The following is a 25607-nucleotide window of genomic DNA, read 5'->3' on the forward strand; positions in this document are numbered from 1 at the left end:
CGTCATCCTTGTTCGTGCTGTTTTGCTAGCGCATTCGCAACCGGTGTCACACCGGCCATATACAGCAGGCCTGCCATGATGGCCATATTCTTAATAAAATTCTGTAGTTCATGCCCCTGTTGCAGGCCTTCCTCCATGGCCCAAAAATTGTGCATGAAAATACTAATGACCAGTGTGAGCCCGGCCAGTACGAACGCCACTAACTGCACCCGATAGCCCGCCAGCAAACTCAGGCCGCCTCCGATCTGGATAGCGATGGTCAGCACGAGCAGGACAGGGATAAAGGGAACGTTATGCACCGCCATATACTCGCTCATCTCACCAAAACCGGTGATTTTAGTGATTCCGGGGACGATAAAATACAAACCGAGCAGTGCGCGACCGACCAACTGTAAAGTGCGTTGAGTGGTGACGAGGTTGTTGTCCATCATTATGTGTCGCTCTTGTTATTGTGTGACGTAGAGTATAGTCGCACTGCGTAACGGATAATATCGGGCGGGAATCATTAGCACTTGTCAGTACCCGCTCACGCTTCGAAAAGAGAGCCTAACCACAGCACTTCTTGAATTTCTTGCCACTGCCACAGCTACAGGGGTCGTTGCGTGCTGGGGTTTTATCCACTGTAACCGTAACGCTTTTGTTGAGCAGCGTGGTCAATTCGCCAATCGACTCTTCGGCACCTTCGCTGCTATCGACACGAATCTGGGCATACAACTGCGCTCCGTCCACCAGCGCCTGAACGTCCTTCTGGCGCGTTTCACTGGTTACCAGCAAGGCCAGCGGGTATTTCTCACTACCCCCATTACTGCCCGCTTTGGTCTGGTAAGCACCCCCGGCGGCATCCTGACGTGCATCCTGACGGCCATTGAAGAAAAACTTATCTGACATACTGTGGTCCTTTTTCGAGACATTATTCGCACATAAAACGTCGTGAATTTATCGCTTAAACCATTGATTTATATATATTGTTAAAAAATAATTTACCCGAAAAACGCGGAGGGGCCTGCGTGAATAAAATTGATGAATGGTTGAAAGTGCGACTATTTTCCGCATTATAGAGAGTCTAGGCAAGGGCCATAGCGCTGGCTTCCCCTCTAGGAAGTGCTTTATGAACAAAAGACAACGGCACTTTTCAGCTAAGCCTGGGCGAGATATGAGTAGGGCCACGGGGATATCTGGCAGGAAGCATGGGTGTAGCAGCCCGTCTGCGAAGCTGTCGACACATGGCAGCCCTTTGATTTGTTGTATAATTACTAATGAGTCAGCACCACGGCTCTTTTATTTCGTTTATACTTAAAGTCAGCCAATATAAAAAGGAGTGACCGAAAATGTTTCAATTGATCTGGCAGATTTACACCACGGGGATTGTGATATTTTTCTTGGTCTTCTTGCTTCTCGAAGACAAGCCATTTGGTTCCGCATTGATGAACGCGATCTTTTGGCCCGCCGGGGTTTATAATGTTTATATCGCCGGTGGCTGAATCAGGTTTTGATGCGTCAACAGCCAGAGCACCAAAAAATCGGATCGTGACAGTCGGACTCTGCCCCATGCGGTAAACGCACTGCCCCTCAGATAGCGATGTGCCCTGTCGGGGTCAGGTGTCTTTAGGCTACACAGATTACAAAACGCACTGTCTATTTATACCCAAGGCACCGTCAACGGTGCTGAAATTGGGTGGATACACCCTGCTGCTTCTATTAGATCGCCAACTGACTCTGCGGAACCGGTGGGTTCTGCCGCAGGCGCAGACTAAAGCGCAGTAGCTTGAGCATCAGTATGGCTTTGCGCCAGAAGGGAGCGTCGTCTACCTGTTCCAGTACGTCGGTAGGAAAAACACTCTGGAAATGGGGAATGTTGTACTTTTGTCGAATGTCTTCCAGTGGCGTATTCCACTCGGCTTCCCACTCGATATCCATCATCGCTGGCGCTTCGCGCCCGTGACGCCAGCCTTCGTTGATGATTTGCATCAGAATGCCAAAACCCGCTGGCTCCTTGAATGTGCTGATGGCCATAACAGCAGCGAGAAACATCGAAGAATAGTTATGGCCAAACTGGGCCAGTTGGAACCCCGAGATCGCAATTTCGCCAGAAGAGGTTGTTCTATACCCGGCAGCCAAATGCCAAACTTCATGCATTTGCAGAATGCGCGCATTGAGGTAGTGCAATACGTGGGGTAATTCATTCAGCTGTATTTCGTCGCGGCTTAGTACTTCGGGGTCGTAGCCGTTATCTAAAACGAGTCGGTAAAGCGCGTAACCCAAACTATTGGTGGGGCATTTGGCCAGCGCTTCTATATCAGTATAACCTGGGATGTCGCGTATCTGCGCCGCTGCTGCACCCGGATGATTGAGAGCATGCTGTTCCGAAATCGGCCCCATGTCTTCGTGGAGCGCCTCGCCCAGTGAGGCCACCGCTACCGTAATTTCAATGGCGTCGTAGCCCTCATCGTGGCCATCAACTACTGCCCAGAATGCCTTCCAAAAGCTGTCTGGCATGGGCGCTTCGGCTTGATTCCTGGGCACCTCCGGTGTTGGGCCGCTGCCCAACCATGCGGAGGAGATATTGTCGCACACAGCCGGACAGGCGTCCGGGCAGGAGTAGGCGACCCAGGCCATGGTCGCGCTCAGTTGCACCCTGGCTTCGCCACTACCGCGTTTGGCCGCTACGACTGCGTCCCTGATAGTCTTTGCATCGGTATAGCAGGCGAGTTGTTGGAGCTTTTCTCTACGATTCATCGTTATCTCCCTAGCGCCTAGCTGCCCATAATCGGAGCTCGCGCGTATGACCAATAGGTCTAATATATGTATGCTGCATTAATAATTATAGGACATTTACAGGGAATTGAACACATCTCAGCCCGGGGGCATAGATAACTCATTCTTATGGGCCTCGTCGGAGGTATACCAGCTGGGCATAGTGTATCTCTGCCCAGCAGTGACGGCCTTTACGCCATGCTCATGTTCTGGGCCTGAAGAAAAAATCACTAGCATACCCGTAGCGGGCTTCAGCGCCTCATTAAGACGGGGAAAGAAAATCTCCCCTCCTTCGAAATCTTCATTTAAATAAACCAATGAACTGTAAGTTCTCCATGGCGTACTGTATTCATGGGAGTCTTGATTGTCGATGTGCGGAGTAAGCTGTTTTCCGACATCCCACCGGCACAACATAATACTGTCGCTGAATATCTCTTTGGGCTTATACGCGTCTAGGATTGCCTCGCGGGTTCGGGTGCTGGTATCTATCATCAGCTCAAGAATATCGCGGTCTGTAATTTTGGCTGGGTAAACGATCATATCGTCCCAAAAGCCGTTTGCTGAATTTGTCAGGGCATTATTTTCAAAGGCATCGACCAGAATTGCACAGTCCTCATCGGAGATGAAGTTGGGTATTTTTATAATGTCTATTGCTGTCATTTTCCCAAGGCTCTGAGTATAGAATGTCTATGATATGCATCTTGACAATATCGCAAAACAGGCCCGACAACCACTCCAATTCTGACAATTTTTTGAGCACTGCGGTCAGTTCGTCAGTCGAATCTTCGGCATCATCTAGCCGACGCGGATCTGAATCTGGCTGAATACTATACTGCTGTCCACAGAGGCTATTAAGTTAGCCCGACAATACTAGAACAGTGTAGATGACATTAACCTCCCCCCTTCCACAATCTGCTTTAAGTAACTTGCCGCAGGCAATAATAGATCCGAGCAAAAGTCCGGCACAACGAAAATCGACTGCGCCATTATATTGAACGCCAATACAGGTGCGGCTGCGACCCGATCAAACATATGCCCTGTACTCTGGGGTGCGGGTTTGTGGCATGATGAACACGGTGGCTTTTAAACTCTGCAACACATAACTGGATTGGTGTATGTCCGAAGCCCAAATCGCTACATTACTTGGGATCGTTCTTTTAGTGGCGATGTCTACGCACGTTTTTTACCGGCGTCCACCGGCAGCGCTGTGGCCGGCGCTTCCCATGGTCTTCCTCTCGGCGCTCATCTTCTCATTCGGCGACCTCCTCGCCTCAATCTGGTCGGAAGACTTAGAGATCCGCTGGGCCGGAATGCTTATGGTCTACACCGGCCTGCTGATGATCGCGCCGGGCTGGTGGCTTTTTACGACGCGCTTTTCAGAGATGGTGGGGCATCAAAAGATCCCCTTTCGGTCAGCCTTTCCCGTGCTCGTCACGATCAATGTCCTGCTCTGGATCACCCTAATCACGAATCCCTGGCATGGACAGTTTATCGAAACGCGTCCCCTAGGGAGAAGTGAGTACGGGCCGCTCTGGTACGTGACAGCTATCGTCAACTACGCTGCCCTTTGCGCGACAGTATTCGTCCATGCGCGGGAGGGATATTTCGCACAGAATCCAACGATACGCGCGCAATGCTGGATCCTTGTCGTCGCCGTCTCCATTCCGATGTCGATGAGCATGTATTACGTGTTCAGTCCCGTGGCGCTATCGTTCGACCCGACCGCGCTCGGCTACGCGTTCAGCTGCCTCCTCTTTCTATTTGCAGTCGAGCGCCGCGACCTCTTCGTGCTAGAGTCCGTCTCTCTACCGGGCGTTCTCGACCATGACGCTGACCCTATCGTGATCGTCACCCGTCACCACCAACTAATTTACGCAAACCCAAACGCACAGGCACTCTTCGGTCAGGGGAGATTAAACCCTGGGGCTCCAATTGATGAAATTCTCGCACTTGCCGTGCCTAGCTTTTCACTCGCGGGCTCCGATGAAAATGCGCCGCACTCGCAAGAACACCGATTCACATCACCGTCGGGAATCGAAAGCTACGTCCTGATCGAAGTCTCCATCGTTGAGAGAAATCACGGGGACGAAATAGGACTGTGTTTGCGACTGAGAGATCGGACGGCGCTTCGAAACGCACTGGACAAGTCTGAGGAACATTTCGCATTGTTTGAGGCTCTCGACCTCGCGATGGGAGAGGGGCTCCTCTTCAAAGAGCAGAGCGGTGAAATTCGGTATATTAACGAAGCGTTTGCGAATCTGTGGAGGATGCCGGCTCGAGAGATGTTCGACCTGGGCCATCAACTTCAGGTTCATTTAGGCACAATACTTCGTGAGCCCCCGCCAGAAACAATGCAATGGATGTGGAATTCTGAGGGGGAGTCATTCAAATCGATAAGACGAGAGTCGTGCGATCTCATGATGCGCGACGGCAGGATTCTCGAAGTGAGAACATTACCCATAGAGACGACGCGAGGATTTCAAGGAAGGGCATGGCGAATGTCCGATGTGACGCAGGCGCGGCGCGAATCGCAGGCCATGATTCAAGCACAGAAACTGGAAGGTCTCGGTCTGTTGGCGGGCGGTATCGCCCACGACTTCAACAATCTGCTCATGACGATCCTGGGCAATACAGAGATCGCTCGTAAGGGGACCCACTCCGCTGCCCCGATTCAGGAAGCACTGGCCGATATTGAGGTGGCGGCCACAACCGCCGCAGAACTCACCGGCCAGCTTCTCGCCTATGCTGGCAAGACCACCTTTATGACAAAGAGTCTGGATTTATCCTTGCTGATCCGTGAGGTGGCCAATTTGATCTCTGTAACAATCCCCAAAAACATCGAGATTCAGTTTCGTCTGGAGGACGATCTTCCGCTCATTCGCGGGGGATCCGCTCAGATCCGTCAGGTGTTAATGAACTTGATCACGAACGCAGCCGACGCAATCGACAACGCCAAGGGTACTATCGAAATCGTCACGGGCATCGGGCGCCCCGCGCCGATGAGTGACAGGTACGCATGCATCGAGCATGGAGATATCTCGGTAGACGTTGTCTATGTCTCGATTCGCGACAATGGAGAGGGAATGGATGTCGAAACATTAACGAAGATCTTTGATCCCTTCTTCACCACAAAGTTTGCCGGACATGGTCTGGGGCTGGCGGCCACACGGGGCATCTTGGATAGCCACGAGGGCCAGCTTAGAATCGAGACGAAACAGGGGCAAGGAAGCAACTTCACGTTCATGCTCCCGGCTCAAGAGCGTTCTCACCCCAGCTCAAAGGACATCGGCTTCTCTGCTTCCCCAAGTTTCGCGAATGGGGACGTCCTCATCGTCGACGACGAAGCGCCAATTCGTGCCATTCTGGCAACGCACCTCGCTGGCGCCGGATTTAATGTTCACCTTGCTTCAAATGGAGAACAGGCGCTTGCTACAGTGGAAGAAATTGGACCGGCACTGCAGCTCGTGATCATGGATATCACGATGCCAGGACTCAGCGGCATCGAGACATGGTCGCAGCTCAGAAAGATACACAGGGAACTGCCAATCATCATGTCGAGTGGTCATCCTCAAGAGGCACTGCAGGACCTAGAGGGATGGAATCCTGCTTGTGATGGCTTCATTCAGAAGCCCTACCGGAGCCAATCACTTCTTCTTGCGGTAGCGTCACTCTTGAATCCCGGAGAATCTTAAACAGGCATCGTTGGACCGACCTCCAGTCTCAAAACCCCTTTATCCCACCCCACTTTAAGCCAATTTTTTGGGACGCACCCAACATCGCAGTCATGCTGCTGGGCGCACTCATTGCGCTCAATCAGGGGGCAGGCATTGCGCCGTATAGGCTTGAAGATAAACTCGGCTCGCAACATACCGTTCATAGCCTCTATACTTATCGTAGGAACTCACCTCTGCTTATTTTTCGACAAAAGGGCTATTGATTCGAATGCGCTATATTTTTACCCTGGCATTACTTCTAGCGACCGCTTGCACCCATGCAGCAGATTGTCCGTCTACACCGGGCAATGAGCGCTTTTTTTCCAATAGCTGGGGAATCTCAAGCGACAACAGTCGTTATCAGAGTTCTGCAAACACCAGCATCACCGCCGACAACGTCGATGAACTGGAACTGGCCTGGGTGTTTGGATTTGAGGACAGTGAATCCCCTCACTCGTACCCCCTGATTACCGAGGATACGGTTTACATAGGCTCTGACGCAGGCATCCTCTACGCACTCGAGCGAGAAACCGGCTGCCTGCGCTGGCGGTTTCAGGCGGATGGCGATATTCGCACTGCAATAGTACATGGGCGGGTTGAACACAACGCGGTCACGCATACGCTATTATTCTTTGGCACTTTTGAAGGCAGTGTCTACGCATTAAATGCACTCAATGGAGACCAAGTCTGGCAAAAAGAAATGGATCCCCACCGCTTCGCCATGGTGACCGGAACGCCGATTTTTCACCAAGGGCGACTGTTTGTTCCCGTATCTTCCTACGAGCTAATGGTGGCCGCGGTGCCCTTCTACGAGTGCTGTGACTTCCGAGGTTCAGTGGCTTCACTTGACGCCGTCAGCGGCGATGAGATCTGGCGCTTCTACACTATCGAAGACAAGGCCAGCGTGCGCGGCAACTACTGGTTTTTCTTTGACAAACTTGGCCCATCCGGCGCTCCGGTGTGGCAATCCCCAGCGGTTGACCCCAAGCGTAATCGTCTCTATTTTGGCACCGGCGAGAACTACACCGACCCTGCCACCGACACCAGTGACGCCGTTTTTGCTCTGGACTTGGATAGTGGAGAGCTGATCTGGAAACGGCAGTTCACCGAGCAGGACGCTTACAACGCAGCTTGTGAGATCGGTGGCCCTAGCTGTCCAGAGTCGAATGGTCCCGACCTGGACTTCGGTGCTCCGCCAATACTCACACAGGATTCCGCCAACAACGATATCTTGCTGGCCGGGCAGAAATCCGGTGTGGTTCACGCCATGAATCCGAACAATGGGAAAATTTTGTGGCAGATGCGCGCTGGCCAGGGCGGCAAGCTCGGCGGAATTCACTGGGGGATGGCGGTCAATCCTGAATTGAACACACTGTTTGTACCTATCAGTGATCGCAGTATATTGCCGGAAGGTCAATTACAGCCCGCTCCGGGGCTTTATGCGCTGAGTATTGACGACGGCACACAGCAGTGGTCAGCTACACCCAAGCCCAATTGCGACAATCGGAAGGGTTGTTATGGCGGTTTTTCTGCCGCGATAACAGCGGCCAACGATCTGGTATTTGCGGGGCGCCTCGACGGTAGCATCATGGCCTATCGGGCGGCAGACGGCGAGCAACTGTGGTACCACGATAGTTGGCGCAGCTACGAGTCGGTCAGCGGCATAGGAGCCGAAGGCGGGCCTATCGATGTACATGGCCCCATGGTCGCGGCAGACATGATGTTCATCTCTGCCGGTTATTCAAGCTTCGGCCAGAAAGGTGGCAATGCCTTCCTCGCCTTCAGGCTGAGACAGACAAACCAATGAAGAGAAAAACCGCGCTGTGTCCGGCCTAACTCGTGGGCGGTTAAACGTCGGCCGGTTTTGATGTCTTGAAAGCCAGAGCCTCAGGCAACCCGATTCCGTATCTTTGCACGCTTTAGACTCGCGATGTCACTTCTGTGATCACACTGCCGCGGCGAACGCCCGTCGGAATCGCATCAGCGGGAGGCAGCAACATATGGCGTTTTTAAGTATTCATCACCTGATTCTTGCAGTGACAGCGGCTTAAGTTAGCGGTACGTCTATTTAGGCTTAGAAATAAACGCCATAAACTCGGTTGCGTTTGCCTTCTGGTCAGCGTCAATTTTTTGGGCGATGTCGGTGCTGGCCATCATCGCATCCCAATCGGCAAGCCCTGGCACTACCTCCATCACATTCCAGTCTAGCTTGGCAGGGCCAACCATCTTTGGAATTGCCAGGGCGTAACGCAAATAAATATCGGCAAGTGTTAGTTCCGGTCCAACAAGATAGGGGCCGAAGTTAGCCAGAGCCGTCAAAGAGTGTGCTCCGCGCTCCAATACAGACTTCACTTCGTCCAAAGTAGCCTGGGGGAACTCTATATTGCCCAGAACCGCAGGCAGTAAACGTCTGGCAGCGAGTTCAAGATAGAGCTCAGACACCTTCATTAACTGCCGAACCCTGCCCCTGACCTCAACATCTTCAGGGAATAACGAATGCTCTGGGTAGGCATCTTCCAGATACTCTAGCAGAACACTCGACTCGGATAGCTGTGTGCCTTTTTCTGTCGTCATGGCCGGCGCTTTTCCGGTGGGATTTACCGCCAGCATTTCAGGCGTGTTGGGATACACAATATGCTCGTCAAAGGGCACACCCTTTTGCATCAGCGCGTGCTTTACGATGTTATGATAATTTGAAAACGGAAATCCGTGCAATGTCAGCATGCTGTCGCTCTCGCTCTGGTTTATTGTGTGTTTAAATTTTTCAGCGTACTCGCCAAGGCGCACCGTATCCGGGCCGCCTCACGGGAATACATCAAGTAAAGGAGACGGTTAGAGCACGCGTCCTGGCTGCGAAAAAATCTTTTGCAACAGCGGCTCAAACGAATCCAGGCTATCGGCCTCAAAATCAGGATCGAACGCGGGAGCATCCCAGCGATCTACCAATTTTACCGCAAGGTCATACCAGCTTTTTTGGGTAAAATCGTCTCGCATATTCGGGTTTTCACCCATAAACGTGTAATAGAATTTTCCTTGAAAATGCTGATGGTTATAAATCACGTGATACGCATCTTCTGACACATAGGGTCGCATCAATTCTGCCGCAATGGGCCCATGATTGGGAATGTTCACGGACTTGCCAACATCATGCAGCAAGGCAATAGCCACTTCTTCGTCGGTAGCATCGTCGCGTCGCGCCAAGGTGCCTGTCATTAAAGAGTGTTGCAGCTGATCGCAGGCAAACCCGGCGGTGATATTTTTAAGGCTACGCAACATATCCATGAGATGTGCCGGTGTCTTGTAAAAGTGTTCTTTGTGCGCGGCTCCAATTACGGCCCAATCTTCGGGAGTGCCATCTTGCATTCTCGTGAACATAGCATCGTCATCCTGTTGTTTTTAACTCGTCACTTAGCTTATTGATCACTATCATACCAGCTGTGCATTAAAAGTCGCTATACAAGATTACCTTAGCACCGCTCTGGTCTGTTCCAGATTACCACCTCTCTGCGAAAGGCTAATGGGCTTCTCCGGGCCTCCCTCCTAACGTTGCACCCGAAGTGCCATTGGAATGAAGTCGGCCTTGAGTGGCCTAGTTTGAAGACCCTGCGTATGCACTGACAGACCCATCTGGCGAGGACCTGACATCCTTTCTGTTACAGCCTATGAAATGATCCGGTAGGCGCCGGCTGGGTAACGACAACTTGATTTTCCAGTACCTTAAGGTTCGAACAGGCGGACCAGACTGCTAAAGCGGATTTTCATACCATATCAGGCCTAGGCCCCTGGCGATAAAATACGAGCCCGTGTTCCCGTTTTCTTCTGTTGTTATAACATCCAGATCGCCATCTCCATCAAGATCGTTCAACAAGAGATTATCGTGCTTGATGCCTTTGCGGGTATTGTGATTATTATCGGATATGACTTTCAGGTGCAGGGCCTGGTCCCCCGATATATCTTGTAAGTTCATCAATGCAAAAATCCCATGCCCATAGCCGCTGGCTGATATCACCAGGTCAGTCTCTTCATTGCCATCGATATTTCCGCAAGCGATTCCTTTGATATCGTAGTCATGCTTGCCTACATCGCTGGGCATGGCTTCCAGCGCACTCAATGTATTTTTAATCCATTTCCCCGACCAGTTACCTGCTTGATCGAAATCTTTTTTAACTGAGTAGAGAATCGGACCGCCTACTTCGACATGTTCTTTTGCGGTTACATTACTCACGATTAAATGAATTTTTGATGGGTCTTTCTTGTCCACCGCACAATTTGTAAAATTCGAATTTGCCTCCTTGCTGATAACATGCTTGACCCAGGTTGACTGCCTGTTGTTAAGAATAGCTTCCTCACCGGGATTCTCGAACCATGACAGAGTAGCCCAGTCCGACATCAAGACATCATTATCACCGTCCTGATTTATATCTATAATTAGAATCGTTGTAATCCAGTTAATATCAGCAATTGGCCATCCTTTCCACTGGTCCGAATTGGTATAATCCGGATCCTGGGGTGCTTGGTACCATAAAAGCTTGCCGGGTCTGCTGTCATTCTTGGAGCCGACCACGATATCGTTGGCACCAGAACCGTCTATTTGCCCAATAGCAACCTTTATGAAGGGCAGTTGAATGGACGGAACAATCGATGCACTTTTCCAAGAATCATTATTGAAGATGTCATTCCTGTCTACAAGCCAGTGGATGTTGACCTTCTCATTGCGATTTTCGGTAGCGCTAACGACGGCGTCAATTTTTCCATCGCTATTAAAATCGGCGAATTGTGCATCTTCGATTTTCCGGACATCCAGTCCGGCACTGATGTTGGTCCGGTGCCAATTCTCCAACACATTGGGCGCCCCCGGGTTCTCATACAGCGCCGCCTGACCGGATTCTTCCCATCCGACAACCAGGTCTACGTCACCATCTCCGTCGATATCATTAGCATCGACACCGTCGGCCCCTTCAAATGTGTTGTCAATTGTGTGCATGGGCCAGTATGCAGTAGTGTCAAGCTTTGAACTACACGCGCTCACCGTAAACGCCGTTAGTGTAACTGCTATCAAAGATCGTAACGCCTGAATTGTCCCGCTGGCTGTTTCCGCTTGAGACCAATTGAGTTTTAGAGTTTTCATCTGTGGATTAACGTGCACGCCTAGTTGAGAGTGACCCTTATCCTACAACTCATGCGGGTCCATCTTGTGGTTATTCAGCGGCGGGCTTTTGCCGTTGTCGCCAGTTCATCTGTCAATACCTTACCGCCATTAACTCGATCAGCTAGCACTTGCTTTCAGGCGTTGGTATAGCGCCATATTCATGCGTTCGAAGGCTGCACGAGTGTATTCTGCGCGCTTCTCTCTTCGCGGCAGTAGCGCTGGGATAATGCCCCTGAATTCTTCATAGTGGTGTAGATCTGTATTGCCGTCATCACGGGGGTATAGCTCAAAAACATGCCTCGTATCAAAGAGCCCCTGAATGCCCAGTCGGCCCGTCCAGTAAAAGCTCCTATTAACTGACACTTCACCCAGCTGCGCAGCAAGCTCAAGCGGTTCAGGAAAATTTTCGTCCACAAGGGTAAACGAGACGCTCTCTCCAGAGACAAATTTTGCTTCAACTCTGGGTAAATACGGGTTCCAATCGGGATAGCGTGCAAAGTCAGTCAATACGTCCCAGCTTTTCTCTGGGCTGGCGGGAAGCACTATCTGCGTCTTAATGGTATATAACGGCGGGACGCGAGTGGAGCCCAAAAAATACAATCCTGCAAAGACGACTGCGATTGCAATTGTGAAAATCAGGAACTTTTTCTGTTTCATTCGTTATTATCCTAGCGGTCTGCTAATTATGCCTTAGATAGGTACTGACAAGTTAACTTCTTGAGTCCAAGATAAACCAGTCCCACTGTCTCAAGCAATCGCCCGACTTCATTCTTCGAACCCACTGACCCAGAACATGCTGCGGGGGTACGGTGAAAGTTACCGCTTGCATTGAAAATCAGGACGTCACTGAGCGGATTCTGGATCACCTGCGAAGGAAAGTACACGACACCCCTGTTCGGCCAATTCTGGCACCGCCGGCACGAGCCTCACCTGCTGTCCCCTTTTGCGAGGAAGGGCCGTAGCAGAATACGCGTCACCACAATTCAATCAGCAGGGACACCGCTGACCATTGGGTTGGCATGACTTCCTGTGAGTTGCCAGCTGCAGTCGACCCAAAAAGATTGGCACGTGGGCCAGTGCAAGCGCGCTTTCAGCAAACTGAGCGGCCATCGCTCGGTTCCATTGCGGTAAAGCATCGGCGTACTGAAAGAATATTTTCCTCCATAGCTCTTTTACTTGCCCTATACTTGCTACCGCACACGGTGTCTTGTCAGCGCCGTTACGGGCTCTCTTGGCCGGCTTTACTGTCTGTCGCTTCTTCCACAATATCCGTGCCCAACTGTGGATTAAAACGATGATGGAACGCTTCACGACTGCGCTGACACAAGACGTAAAATGCGGGTATCAAGACGATGCCAAACGTACTCGCTGCCAGCATTCCTGAAAAAACCGTGTATCCAATCATTTCACGGCTAATGGCGCCGGCGCCACTTGCAAAAATCAATGGCAATACGCCTAATATAAATGAGAAGGCGGTCATAATTACCGCCCGAAAACGCTGCTTGGCGGCCGTATTTGCTGCATCGATAATCGATAGACCAGATTCGCGCTTTTCTTTAGCAAACTCGACGATCAAAATAGCATTCTTTGACACCAACCCGATCAACATTACCAGGCCAATCTGTACATAAATATTCGTTTCTAATGAGGCCAGAGTTAATCCGACTGTAGCACCAAAAATGCCAATCACAACCGATAGCAAAATGGCTAACGGGAGGGACCAGCTTTCATATTGTGCAACAAGGAATAGAAGGACAAAAACCAGAGACAAAATGAAAATCCATCCATTTTGACCATCCGCTTTCTTCTGTTCAAAACTGATTCCAGACCAGCCGACAGAGAAGCCTTCTGGTAGCTGCTCACGTGCGATCGCTTCTAAGTCCGACATGACCTCGCCGGTCGATCCGTCTTTTGCGGCACTGCTGTTGAAGCTGGCACTAGTGTATTGATTAAACCGTTCGATTTTATCGGGTCCAACAGTCTTTTCGAGCTTAGCGACAGATCGTAATGGCACCATGGTGCCGCTGCGACTCATTACGTACGTGTTCAAAACATCGTCACCGTCACGGCGATAATCCATATCCGCCATCATATAGACTTTATAAGATTTCCCATGCAAATTGAAATCGTTTACATAACGCTGACTGAACTGTGATTGCAAAGTTGAAAATATCACAGAGACATCGATGCCCAATACTTCGGCCCTCTCGCGATCAATGTCCAAAAACAAGCGGGGATATTCTGCCGTGTAATTAGAAAACGCATTGCCAATGCTTTCCTCGCTGCGAGCAGAGACAAGCAGAGCACGCATTGCAGCAGACATCTCACTCGGCGTCTGCCCGGTAACGCCGAGCAATTGGCCGTTGATGCCGCCAGAGCGTCCCATTCCACTTATGGAAGGAGGCATCATCACATTAATATCTGCTTCACGAATTCCGTCGAGTGCCTGTCGTAATTCGTCAAGGATACTAAAAGCCGATTGCGCTGTGTCTGGTCGTTCGTCCCAATGACGAAGCCGAACAATTCCCATAGCGACATTACTCGCGGGACCTGACATATTCCGACCGCTCACCAAAATAAAATTACTGACTTCAGGTATTTCGGCAATAATATCAGCAACCCTCTGAGCTACTTTTTCAGTGCGGGGCAATGCGGCGGCGTCAGGCAAGCTGATATCGACAAATAGCGTGCCACGATCTTCAATAGGTACAAAGCCTTGTGGTCGAGCATCGTAAAGATAGTAGGCGACAGCCGCGAACGGGATAACCAGCAACACAGCAAATACAGGTCGCCGAGTAAACCATCCGGCAGCAGCGGTATATTTTCCGCGAATTCGATGCAGCTGCTTTTCGACGGCAATAACCATGGCAGGCTGTTTTTTTCCCTGCTTAAGCAATACAACACATAACGCCGGACTCAAGGTCAGAGCAACCAGAGATGAGAAAATAACCGCCGACGACATGGTAATCGCAAACTGCTTATAGAGTTCACCCGTCATGCCAGGCATAAACGCAAAGGGTACGAAAACGCTCAATAAAACGAGCGTGGTCGAGATCACCGGACCTTTCACCTGCGCCATTGAACGGCGTGCGGCATCAGCGGGCGATAGTCCCTCCTCTGCCATGAGACGTTGTACGTTTTCGACCACCAGTATCGCATCATCAACCACTAGACCGATAGCGAGGACTAGAGCAAACAAAGTTATGGTATTAACGGAGTAACCCAGTACGGCCAGAACAATAAAACTGCCCAGCAGCGATACCGGTATGGCCAAGCTGGGAATCAGTGCCATGCGCCAGTCCCCCATAAATATATAGGTTACAAAAACGACCAGTAGTACGGTGATCAAAAGTGTCGTTATAATTTCACTGATAGTGGCATCGACAAATTCTGTAGAATCATAAACTATCGAATAGGTCATGCCCCGAGGAAAGTACGGTTCCGCTTGCTGCAACTGTTCGCGGACAACCGCCATAACGCTCAGTGCATTGGCGGTCGAATTTTGCGAAATATTTAGCATTGCCATCGGGTGACGGCCACTGTACTGAGCAGAAACTTGATAATCGCTTCGGTTTAACTCAATGCGCGCAACATCCCGCAAGCGAGTGATTCCAGCTTTTCCATCCGTTTTGACAATAACATTTTCAAACTGCCCGGCATTGTCAAAACGGCCCTGGCCGCTCACGGTATATTCGAATATCTGGTCTTTTGGAATCGGCTCCGAGCCAATTTTTCCGCCGGTGGCCTGCACATTCTGATTTTCAATCGCCTCTGCAATATCACTGGGGCTGATATTACGCAGAAACATCGCTTTGGGGTCCGTCCAAATACGCATGCTGTATTGGCCGCCGCCGAGAATCTCAGCACTCGAAACGCCTCTAATACGGTTAATAGCTGGCAGTACATTTAAATCAACATAATTGTTAATGGACACATCATCAAGACTGTCATCTGGCGAATAAAAAGCGATTCTGGCCAGTGACGAGCTGCCCCGCGCTTCAATTGAGATCCCTTGTTCAATCACTTCAACCGGCAGCTGAGATTGCACTAACTGGATACTGTTTTGAACGCGGATCATCGCCATGTCCTCATTCGTGCCCTGCTCAAATACTATTTCGAGTTCATAGCGCCCACTGTCGCGTGACACCGACTCCATATACTCCATACCTTCGACACCATTCACCGAATCCTCGATCAGTGTCGCCAGGATATCGGCAATGGTTTCAGCATTTGCACCAGGATAAATAGCGGTAACAGAGACCTTCGGCGGTGCAACGCTGGGGAATTGTGAAACAGGCAATTGATTGAGAGAGATAAAACCGACGATACAAATCAATATTGCGATGACCATGGCCAATCGCGGTTTTTCGACATAAATATAGCGTTCAAAGCGAGGGACCCGCATTAGAAACCTTCCTCGCCAACAAATTCGGCAGAGACCTGAGAGCCTATTTTGGCTTTGGTAAGCCCCTGAACGATGACGCGCTCACCAACAATCAGACCACTGCCAACCAGAGCCAGTGCTTCGGTTTTATCCGTGATCGTAATATTGCGGCGAGTGACACGGTCGTCTTCATTAACTAACAAAACGTAGTCTCCGTCGATATCACTGATGATGCTGGATAGCGGTACGGCAGGTAAAGGCTCCGAGCGACTGCGTGTAGATATCACATTGACAAACTGGCCGGGTGTAAGCAACGAATCCGGATTGGGGAATTCCAGAAAAAGTGACAAGGTCGCCGTTTCAGGGTTGAGTCTGTTGCCGACAAACATCATTTGGCCCGTATGTGAATAGCGGCTACCGTCTGCGAGGATTAACGCGCGGTCTACAGCCGGCTCTGGCTCGCTCGAGTCACGCTGTTGCACGTTGCGACGATAATTGATGAATTCAGTTTCGGACACTGAAATTTCGACACGCACAGGATCAATTTGTATGAGGTTAGAGAGTACAGTATTGGCTTCAAGATACGCGCCTTCGTCCCTTGTGAACAAACCAATCATGCCATCGAAGGGTGCTTCGATTCGTGTGTAGTCGAGATCAAGTGCGCGCAATTCAAGAGCAGCTTCCGCCGCGGCAAGGCCGGCTTCTGCATCTTTTCGCATAGCAGTAGCTTTATCTGACTCTGACTGAGATATCACCTGTTTCTTTAGCAGCGACGTCAGGCGTTGTTGTTCCAACGTAGCGAGTTCAAGTGCCGCTTGAGCTTTTGCGACCTCAGCTTCAGCGACGCGCACATTGGCCTGATAAACCCTGGGGTCAACCTCCGCAAGGATTGTGCCCCTACTGACGTGGTCACCTTCTCGCACGTGCCACATGTCAAGGGTGCCGCTGACCCGAGTTCTTATATCTGTGTCCCTGATCGCCTCTACACGACCGAAATTGGAATTATTCCTGAGAGCGCCTGACTCCCTGACCAAGGTATACCCAACCGCTACCGGTTCTGCGTAAAGCGTTGAGCTGACAAAAAGACCTGCGATAAGCAGCATCGGCAAGGGGCGTATCATGTTGAACTCCGATCAATGAACATGCACAGAGAACACTGTGCTGATAGAAAAGCTGAAGATGAGATTTCTCCGGTTTAGTATAACGTATTTGGGAAGCACAGGGTGTGTTCTGGATCACCTTGGAGACTTTACCGCCGCCCACAATACTGTTGTTGAGAACAGCGACGAATGAGGGGCCGTAGTGTTTAGAGTCGTCCTACGAATAATGCAAGTGGCATCAATCTCATCAAATATTTTCGTTTGAACTCTAAAGCGTTCGACGTTGACTAACTGCAGACTTGACTGCACATTGTGACACGGGAGACTGTATTGTGAACAGGAGATTATTTCCACATCCTGTTTCTGGATGGCATGTACGTCTATCTGGCCGATCGGCCGCTTCGGTTATAGCACACTCGGCGGCCATCGCTCGGTTTCATTCAGGTGAAGCATCGGGATGCGGGAAGAGCATTTCCCTACATAGCCCTTTTATTTGTCCTCTACTTCGCGGCTGTCATCCTGCAGGTCGTAATCCTCGGGCGTCGTCTCTGGTGAAGTGCGTCTCACTCAGGCTGATGGGCGACCCTTCGAACCGAGCAGCCAGCGATGTACTGGGCTCCGCTTGCGCATGAGGTAGACCTCATCATCTAGCAGTCTTTGATAGGGCTCAGGATCTGCAATCGACAACTTGCGGCGTACCGCTTCTAGCGGGAGCGGCAGCATTGACTCCCAATCTACAGCCACCAACAACGTCGCCTTGCGGCCACGACGGATCGCGGTGCGCAAATAACCAAACCCTTCGAAGCGACCCATAGTGGCCAACATAGTATTTGCGATGAGCGCGAGGATGAGCCAGGCCCAGCCACCGAGTTGCGCATAGCTGTAACCCAGCAGATGCACTTCTCCGTAGATGTCGGAGTCCCAGCCGTTCAATACGTGCCACAGATCGTGCATATCGACTACGCGTGCGCTCATGTTAGACCGCGGGTCTTTGCTTTCCCGTCCCACCTGCTTGCTCACTTCCTGAGCGATTCCGTCGGCAGTGAAGTTGCGCGTGCTGGTCCAGTCGAAATAGGTCCGTCCAAGCGAACCGGCAGGCAGTGAGGACAGGTAGGTGCGGTCAGCAAGCGTTGCTCGAAGGTCGGGTCCTTCCTCAAGGATAGAGCGACCCATTGGGTCGTTCCAGACCTTGCGTAGCAGACGATCGGAAGATGGTCCGCTCAAAAGCCCGATGAAATCCCCGATCAGGTCGGTTCGACTCGGATCTTTCGTGAGTTCACCAAGGGTAGAGAACGCCTTCAGAATGTCCCGCGGGTGAGTCCAACCTCTTTTTGCCCCAAGTGGTTCCATCGATTCGCAGCCTCGGACGCTATGCGGATTTACCCCACTAGTCTACACAACCATGGGATTCTCGCTACACTCGTTTTTGGGGACACGTATTACAGGACCATTGGCGTTCTTCCCCTCTACTGCAACGTGTATTCTATCGCTCTGATGCCTTAACATTAAAATCAGGTTGAGCGACAACAATGACAGCATGGGTAGTAACGAAGACCGAAAAACCTGCAGACGTGTTGAAAAGAATAGATCGTCCGATCCCGGGACCACTTTCGGGCACCATTTCAAAAGAAGACACACAAGAAGTTGGCCGAATATGATTCCCTCCCGTTCAGCGCCCCATCTTAGAATCAACTTTCTAGGAAGATGGAGGCGCCTGCGAAAAGAATAGCGCCCCCGCCTGCACGGGCTCCGGCAGCCAGCACAATTGCTGGCTGGGCTCACATACTGCAGCGCAGTCGAACGCTTTGTTGAGAGTGCGGACTGAATCTCTCTCCCCCAACTCAACTCCTAATAATGACGGTGGAGCATCACCATGACAATAAGCAGATCATTAACATCCGCCCTCGCCCTGGTGATTTATGGCAGTGGCGCTCTGGCACAAAACCTCGCGCTGGAGGAAGTGGTTGTCACGGCTCAGAAACGGACCGAGAACCTGCAGGACGTGCCAATCTCTATTATTGCGGTGAGTGGCGAGAAAATCGACAATTTCGCCATCCTGGATCTGCAGGAACTCACTCAGTACGTGCCTAATGTGACCATTAATAATGGTGCAGGGACACCGAATTTGTTTATTCGCGGAGTGGGGTCGGGCACCAACGCTGGCTTCGAGCAGTCCGTAGGCCTGTTTACTGACGGCGTTTACGCCGGGCGCGGCGCGCTTGCGGCTGTGCCGACGACCATGGATCTGGAGCGTGTAGAAATTCTCAAGGGGCCGCAGGGTAGCCTTTTTGGCAAGAACACGGTCGCCGGTGCGATCAGCATCACCACCGCCAAGCCGACCGACGAATTTGAGGGCATGGTAGGGGCGCTCTACGCGCCCGAGGATGGGCAGCAGGAGTACAACCTTGTGGTGTCTGGCCCGTTGACGGACGATCTGGCTGGCCGCCTCGCAGTGCGTTACAGCTCAATGGATGGCTGGTGGGAAAACGTCATTACCGGCGCGGAGGGCCCCGATAACGATAACTGGTATGCCCGTGGCAGCCTCCGCTGGGAGCCCACCGATACGTTGGAGATTAACGTCAAATACGAGTACGGCGACTTTGACCGTAAATCTCGACCCACGGTGGTGTACCAGTCTGATTTCGAAGGTCAGGAGAACGCCTTCGGTATCGTACCGTTCCCCGTCATCTCGGATCGGGACAAGGGCGCAGGCGATGTTAATGGCTCCAATACCAACAAGACTGACGTCTTCGTTGCGACCGTGAACTGGGAGTTGGATTTCGCCACCTTGACCTCGATTTCCGCCTATTCCGGCTACGATATGGAATCCGGAGGGAACACGGACCTGAGTGCGGCGCCGGGGCTCGGGCGCACAACATCAGAGGACTATGAGCAGTACAGTCAAGAAATCCGTTTCGTCTCGCCTGGCGGTGAGACGATCGACTGGATCGCTGGCGCCTACTATCAATACAATAACCTGAAGATTAGCCGAACCTTTCAAGCCCTTGATTTTGCGCAATTGGGCCCGCTGAGTGCCCCCCCCCTGTACGCTGACCTGCAGGAATACCCCTCCGTACCCAGCAAGTTCGACCAGGATTCCTATAGCTGGTCCGTCTTCAGCCAGGGCACCTGGAACTATACGAATGCGCTCAGGTTTTCCCTTGGAGTCCGCTACAGCGACGAGACCAAGGATCTGGACAAAGAAACCTTCTCTGACGGCTTGCAGCTCAGGGCAGGAGAGGACAACTTTTTATTCGCTAATCCGATCAATAACCAGTTGATAGCAGATGTTCGGCAGCACAACTTCAGCGGTCTCAGTCGCGACGAGGACAAATGGACCTTCTCTGCCATCACACAGTGGGATGCCAGTGATGACGCCATGCTGTACGCCAGTATCAGTACCGGCTTTAAGGCCGGTGGCTTTGATGAGGCCTACAGCGGTGCCGGGTACGAGATCCGTTTGGCGAACCCGATTACCGGTGAACTCACTGGCGAATCGGTGCCGGGCAACGAGCCCTCGATCCTCAATTACGACGACGAGACGGTGACGGCCTTCGAGGTCGGCGCGAAGATGCGCCTGCTGGAGGACGCGGCGGAACTGAATATCGCGGTGTTCCGGTCAGAATACGACAACCTGCAGACCAGTTCGCTGGTGGGCGATGTGTTTCGGGTCGGTAACGCAGGGGCAGCCATCAGTCAGGGCGTAGAGGTTGATGGCCGCTGGCAGGCGACGCAAAGCCTGTCCTTCGGCGCCGCCGTGGCCTACCTCGATGCCTATTACGACGATTTCACCGGCGCCACGTGTACCATCCCACAGGCAGAAGACCCGGTTAACAACCCCGGTTGCCTGCTGCCAGATGGCAGTAATATTGCCCCCGGACAGTCAGGTGGCCAGAATCTAAAAGACGAGACGCTACTGTTTGCGCCGAAATGGAGTGCTACCCTCACCGGCCGCTTCGTGATGCCATTGGGTGATAACTTGGTACTGGTCAATAGCTTAGACATTAACTACGAGGATGCGTTTTACTCAGCGCTGGACCTAGATCCCAACACCAAGAATGATGGCACCACGATATTCAATGCGCGTATTGCGCTGGCGAACGTGGATCGCAGCTGGAGCGTCGCGCTGATCGGCAAGAACCTCAGCGACGAGAAGAGCAATATTTGGAACAACGACGTGCCGGTTACAAATTCCAACAGCTATTTTGGTCTGCCGAATCGACCTCGTTCCATTGCGGTGCAGGCACGCTATCGTTTCTAAACCGGAATCTTTAGTCGCGAGCCTGCGCGAAGACGATGAAACAATGCATTTCGAGTGGGCTCGGTGTCTGCAGAAATATCAGGAAAGCAAAGTATGTTGAAGAAAATCGGCGTAGGTATTGTTGTCCTGCTGCTCGCGGTCGCGGGTTTGATTTGGATTAAATTAATTATGCCCTTGCAGGCATCAGCAGATAAAAATGGGCCGGCAACCGCCGCCCGTGACTATGCCTTGCAAGACGATAGCAAGGTCACCCTGCCCGCCCCACAAGCCGGTATTTATCAGGCGGCACCCAATCCTGATATGAACCTGTACTGGGGTGAATTGCATGTGCACACAAGCGAAAGTTTTGATGCCACCCTATTTGGCAACACGCTGACGATTGACGACGCGTACCGCTTCGCCAAAGGCGAACCGTTAGATAGCCCCGGGGGGCAGGTCATGCAGCTTAGCCGCCCACTGGACTTTGTGGCGATCACCGACCACGCAGAAGGCTTTGGCACCCGCACCCACTGCGACAGCCCCGACCTCTCGCTGGCGGAGCGTGCCGCCTGCTGGCTGGCCAACGAGCCTAACCCGATGATTTTTCAAATCCTGACCAGTGCTGTGCGCGGCACCGCAGCCCCAGGGGACCCCTCAAAACCTGCCGGCGTCTATCAACGCACGACCCGCCAGTCGCCTAAGCCCGGCGCTTTTCCTACCTGTAGATTTGGCGATGATGCACTCGAACGGTGCTATCAAAACGCCAAGAATGATTGGGCTCGCTATGCGGATCTTGCCGATAAGTACTATGAACCGGGTGAGCTGACCACGTTGATCGGCTACGAGTATTCACCAGGACTGCCCGAACAAGGCAAGCACCATCGCAATGTACTCTTCCGCTCCAACACGGTGCCTGAGCGCGCCCTTTCAAGTCTGGATGTGCCCAACGCCATTGAACTGTGGAAGGGACTGGAAGCCAATTGTGGCGAAGGTTGTGACTTTCTCACCATGCCGCACAATCCCAACAAGGCTTGGGGCCTTACGTATTCGCGCTATACGTGGGACGGACAGGAATACAGTGAGGCTGACTGGCGCCTGCGCCAAAAGCGTGAACCGCTGGCAGAAATATTCCAGGTCAAGGGCGCACAGGAATGTGCGCTCGGCGTGGGCGCGACCGATGAAGAATGTGCCTTTGAACAAGTGTTTGACCCCTGTCAGCCCGGCGAAACCACCGGCTGTGCCTTTAAAACCGGTTTTGTCCGCCAAGGACTTAAGGTCGGCCTGGCGCTTGATAAAGAGCTGGGGTTTAACCCTCTGCAATTCGGTTTTATCGCCGCCACTGACAGCCACAACTCCAACCCCGGGGATGTAGAGGAATGGGACTTTCCCGGTGCGGTGGGCGCGGTCACGTCTTCGGCGGCGCGGCGCTTGAGAGCGACCGAGGAAACTGCAGCTGCCTATAAAACCATTCTAAAATTCAACACATCGGGTGGACTAGCGGCGGTTTGGGCGCCTGAAAATACCCGTGAAGCGATCTTTGATGCGCTTGCCCGCCGCGAAACCTATGCGACATCTGGCCCGCGCTTAGCCGTGCGCTTCTATGCAGGTTGGGGTATTGATGATGCCATTATGGACGTCCAAAACCCGTTCCGGTCTTTAATGGGCAACGGCGTGCCCATGGGTGGCGTACTACACGTACCCCAAAATTCTGATGCGGCGCAGCGACGTTCTCCCGGCTTTTTTGTCTGGGCGACACGCGATCCAATCGATGCCCCATTGCAACGGGTGCAAATGATTAAAGGCTGGATCGATGCTGACGGTCAAACCCACGAGAAGGTCGTTGATATCGCCTGCTCGAACGGATTAACCGTTGACCCAATAAGCGGCCGGTGTGCAGATAACGGCGCAAGTGTCGATGTCACGACCTGCAACTTCAGCACGAACTCCGGCGCCGATGAACTGAAGACCGTCTGGCATGACCCAGACTACGATCCAACCCGCGCTGCCTTCTACTATGTGCGTGTGCTGATGAATCCGACCTGTCGCTGGTCAAGCTATGACGCCATCCGTTTAGGACGAGAGCCCGACCCCCGGGTCCCAGCGACCATCCGAGAGCGGGCGTGGACCAGCCCTATCTGGCTTGATCCGGCTGGATAAGTCTGGCGGTTTTCTCGGAACGATATGTCGGCAGCTTTACTTTTTCGGTAATCAGGAATAAGGCCCTATGATTTTTCGCATTGCAATGATTGTCGCTTTCGCCCTAATGGCCGGTTGCTCTGGCGACTCACAGGAGGCGCAAAAACGTGCAGAGGCGCGAGAATACTACCGCACGACCAATACAATCATTCCAGCGAGTGATGAGATCATAACATTCCCGGCACTGCCCATGCCCGATGACAGCCGCCCTGCGTCTAACCCCGATCGCAATGCCTACTTTGGCGATCTGCACGTGCATACGACGCTGTCCTTTGATGCCTCTGCTTTTGGTACCACCGCCTCACCTGCCGATGCCTATCGTTACGCGCAAGGTGAAGCGATCAAGCACCCCGGTGGATTTGAAGTGCAGATGGCACAACCGCTGGATTTTTATGCCGTGACTGATCACGCGGTCATGCTTGGTCTGATTAATGAAGCCGAAGATACCAGCACCTCGGTGTCGCAATATGATTTTGCAAAGCCCTATCACAACATGAACGAGTCGGTGGGTGGCGGCCTATTAGATTTGGCCAAAAGAAGTAAAGTGTTTAGTAACTTTGTCAGCGACGTCGTGGCCAGCCTCCTCAATGGCACGATCAATGATGGGGTCGTCAACGACGCTCTCAAATCCGGGTGGATACAAACGGTTGAGGCTGCGAATGAAGCTTACAAGCCCGGTACGTTTACCACTTTTGCAGGGTACGAGTTCACCTCCTCCACAGACGAAAGAGAGGCTCTGCATCGCAACGTGATTTTTCGAGGTGCCGAACGCTTGCCCGCGCAGCCTTTCTCGAGGTTCAACAGCATGAACCCCGAAGGGCTGTGGGACTGGATGGATGCGTTGCGCAAGCAAGATATAGAAAGTCTAGCGATACCGCACAACAGTAACGGCTCCAACGGTGCCATGTTTATGTTTACCGATTGGGCTGGCAACGCCATTGATCAAGAGTACGCAGACCAACGCATGCGCAATGAACCGTTAGTGGAAATCACGCAGGTAAAAGGCACATCGGACACCCACCCGCTACTGTCGAGGAATGACGAATGGGCCAATTTCGAAATTTTTCCACTGCGCACCTCTACCAGAATTCCCAGCAACCCACGCGGTAGCTATGTGCGTAACGCCTGGCTACGCGGATTGTCCATGGCAGACAGCGCCGCAGCAAACCCCTATAAATTCGGTGCCATTGGCTCCAGTGATACGCATACGGGCGCAGCCTCGCTGCAGGAAGACAACTACTTTGGAAAAATTGGGACGTTTGATGATACCGCAGAAAAGCGCGGGTCTATACCGGCGAGCTTTCTTTACGGCACGCTGGTCAAGCTGGCCGCGCCCGAAATGGTGGAAGTGGTAGACGACCAAACCTACCTTGATTTTTCAGGCTACAAGTATTGGGGCGCATCTGGGGTTGCCGGGGTATGGGCCGAGGAAAATACCCGCGAGGCTATTTATGATGCACTGCGTCGCAAAGAAACCTTTGCCACCAGTGGTACACGGATAAAAGTGCGCTTTTTTGCCGGTTACGCACTCAATAATGCACCGTTGGATAGCCCTGACTTAGTGAGCACTGCTTACCAGGATGGCACCACCATGGGTGGCACCCTGAAAGCAGACGGTGATCGCCAACCCACCTTCTTTACCTGGGCTGTCGCCGACCCCAACACTGCGCAACTACAACGGGTGCAAATCATAAAAGGCTGGCTTGAAGAGGGCGAACACCAAGAACACGTTTATGATGTGGCGTGCTCAGACGGATTGATTGTTGACTCGCAAACCCATCGCTGCCCTAACAACGGCGCACGCGTAAACCTGAATGACTGCTCTATCACAGCGAATGTCGGCGCCGCCGAGCTGAAATCCCTGTGGCAAGATCCCGATTTCATACCAGGGCAAGAGGCGTTTTACTACGTGCGCGTATTAGAAAACCCGGTCTGCCGCTGGTCGACCTGGGACGCTATACGCGCAGGTGAAACACCACGCTCAGACCTGTCAGCCACCATTCAGGAACGCGCATGGTCGTCGCCTATCTGGTACAGCGCTGCGGACAACAACAACAACTTTGTAGATTGA

General features: G+C 52.2%; 17 protein-coding genes. 6 read left to right on the top strand and 11 right to left on the bottom strand.

Annotation, left to right across the window (positions count from 1 at the left end; translation table 11 throughout):
* Positions 1-2 precede the first annotated feature (2 nt).
* Both ABXT62_RS10100 and ABXT62_RS10105 read right to left on the bottom strand, forming a co-directional pair.
* Complete coding sequence (locus ABXT62_RS10100) at positions 3-431, bottom strand: DoxX family protein (RefSeq protein WP_415355132.1); 429 nt, start codon at positions 429-431, stop codon at positions 3-5.
* 115 nt (positions 432-546) lie between these two features.
* On the bottom strand, positions 547-888 hold the full coding sequence (locus ABXT62_RS10105) for a PBPRA1643 family SWIM/SEC-C metal-binding motif protein (protein ID WP_415355133.1): 342 nt from the start codon (positions 886-888) through the stop codon (positions 547-549).
* A 440-nt stretch (positions 889-1328) separates the two neighbouring features.
* Between ABXT62_RS10105 and ABXT62_RS10110 the strand changes: the two genes are divergently transcribed.
* Positions 1329-1481 (top strand): hypothetical protein, encoded by a 153-nt coding sequence (locus ABXT62_RS10110; RefSeq protein WP_415355134.1) that lies wholly within the window; start codon positions 1329-1331, stop codon positions 1479-1481.
* 217 nt (positions 1482-1698) lie between these two features.
* Here ABXT62_RS10110 and ABXT62_RS10115 read toward each other — a convergent pair whose 3' ends face one another.
* Entirely contained in the window at positions 1699-2736 is a 1038-nt protein-coding gene (locus tag ABXT62_RS10115) for a Coq4 family protein (protein ID WP_415355135.1), read from the bottom strand.
* A 117-nt stretch (positions 2737-2853) separates the two neighbouring features.
* Positions 2854-3414 (bottom strand): prolyl hydroxylase family protein, encoded by a 561-nt coding sequence (locus ABXT62_RS10120; protein WP_415355136.1) that lies wholly within the window; start codon positions 3412-3414, stop codon positions 2854-2856.
* A 455-nt stretch (positions 3415-3869) separates the two neighbouring features.
* On the opposite strand from ABXT62_RS10120, the gene ABXT62_RS10125 reads away from it, so the two are divergent.
* Both ABXT62_RS10125 and ABXT62_RS10130 read left to right on the top strand, forming a co-directional pair.
* Positions 3870-6446 carry a histidine kinase N-terminal 7TM domain-containing protein gene (locus ABXT62_RS10125; RefSeq protein ID WP_415355137.1) on the top strand — a complete coding sequence of 859 codons (2577 nt, stop codon included), beginning with the start codon at positions 3870-3872 and terminating at the stop codon, positions 6444-6446.
* A 250-nt stretch (positions 6447-6696) separates the two neighbouring features.
* Positions 6697-8274 (top strand): PQQ-binding-like beta-propeller repeat protein, encoded by a 1578-nt coding sequence (locus ABXT62_RS10130; protein ID WP_415355138.1) that lies wholly within the window; start codon positions 6697-6699, stop codon positions 8272-8274.
* 257 nt (positions 8275-8531) lie between these two features.
* On the opposite strand, the gene ABXT62_RS10135 is transcribed toward ABXT62_RS10130, so the two are convergent.
* The 7 genes from ABXT62_RS10135 to ABXT62_RS10165 all read right to left on the bottom strand — a co-directional run bounded on the left by ABXT62_RS10135 (position 8532) and on the right by ABXT62_RS10165 (position 18450).
* The gene (locus ABXT62_RS10135; protein WP_415355139.1) at positions 8532-9191 is read right to left on the bottom strand and encodes a glutathione S-transferase family protein; all 660 of its coding nucleotides are present in this window, start codon (positions 9189-9191) and stop codon (positions 8532-8534) included.
* A gap of 108 nt (positions 9192-9299) precedes the next feature.
* Positions 9300-9842 (bottom strand): HD domain-containing protein, encoded by a 543-nt coding sequence (locus tag ABXT62_RS10140; RefSeq protein ID WP_415355140.1) that lies wholly within the window; start codon positions 9840-9842, stop codon positions 9300-9302.
* A 370-nt stretch (positions 9843-10212) separates the two neighbouring features.
* A complete protein-coding gene (locus ABXT62_RS10145; RefSeq protein WP_415355141.1) occupies positions 10213-11595 on the bottom strand; it encodes an FG-GAP repeat domain-containing protein in 1383 nt (460 codons plus the stop codon).
* 138 nt (positions 11596-11733) lie between these two features.
* The gene (locus ABXT62_RS10150; RefSeq protein WP_415355142.1) at positions 11734-12273 is read right to left on the bottom strand and encodes an SRPBCC family protein; all 540 of its coding nucleotides are present in this window, start codon (positions 12271-12273) and stop codon (positions 11734-11736) included.
* Between the two features lie 562 nt (positions 12274-12835).
* Positions 12836-16021, bottom strand: a complete 3186-nt coding sequence (locus tag ABXT62_RS10155; RefSeq protein ID WP_415355143.1) for an efflux RND transporter permease subunit — start codon at positions 16019-16021, stop codon at positions 12836-12838.
* Positions 16021-17121, bottom strand: a complete 1101-nt coding sequence (locus ABXT62_RS10160; RefSeq protein WP_415355144.1) for an efflux RND transporter periplasmic adaptor subunit — start codon at positions 17119-17121, stop codon at positions 16021-16023. Before ABXT62_RS10160 ends, ABXT62_RS10155 begins: the two co-directional genes overlap by 1 nt.
* Before the next feature lie 546 nt (positions 17122-17667).
* On the bottom strand, positions 17668-18450 hold the full coding sequence (locus ABXT62_RS10165; RefSeq protein WP_415355145.1) for a Coq4 family protein: 783 nt from the start codon (positions 18448-18450) through the stop codon (positions 17668-17670).
* A 523-nt stretch (positions 18451-18973) separates the two neighbouring features.
* On the opposite strand from ABXT62_RS10165, the gene ABXT62_RS10170 reads away from it, so the two are divergent.
* The 3 genes from ABXT62_RS10170 (at position 18974) to ABXT62_RS10180 (ending at position 25607) form a co-directional block, all read left to right on the top strand.
* A complete protein-coding gene (locus ABXT62_RS10170) occupies positions 18974-21361 on the top strand; it encodes a TonB-dependent receptor (protein WP_415355146.1) in 2388 nt (795 codons plus the stop codon).
* Positions 21362-21454: 93 nt separating this feature from the next.
* Complete coding sequence (locus tag ABXT62_RS10175; RefSeq protein ID WP_415355147.1) at positions 21455-23497, top strand: DUF3604 domain-containing protein; 2043 nt, start codon at positions 21455-21457, stop codon at positions 23495-23497.
* A 67-nt stretch (positions 23498-23564) separates the two neighbouring features.
* Positions 23565-25607, top strand: coding sequence for a DUF3604 domain-containing protein (locus ABXT62_RS10180; RefSeq protein ID WP_415355148.1), 2043 nt, complete (start codon positions 23565-23567; stop codon positions 25605-25607).

It is taken from the genome of Halioglobus sp. Uisw_031 (assembly GCF_047729875.1).
Taxonomy (GTDB): Bacteria; Pseudomonadota; Gammaproteobacteria; order Pseudomonadales; family Halieaceae; genus Marimicrobium.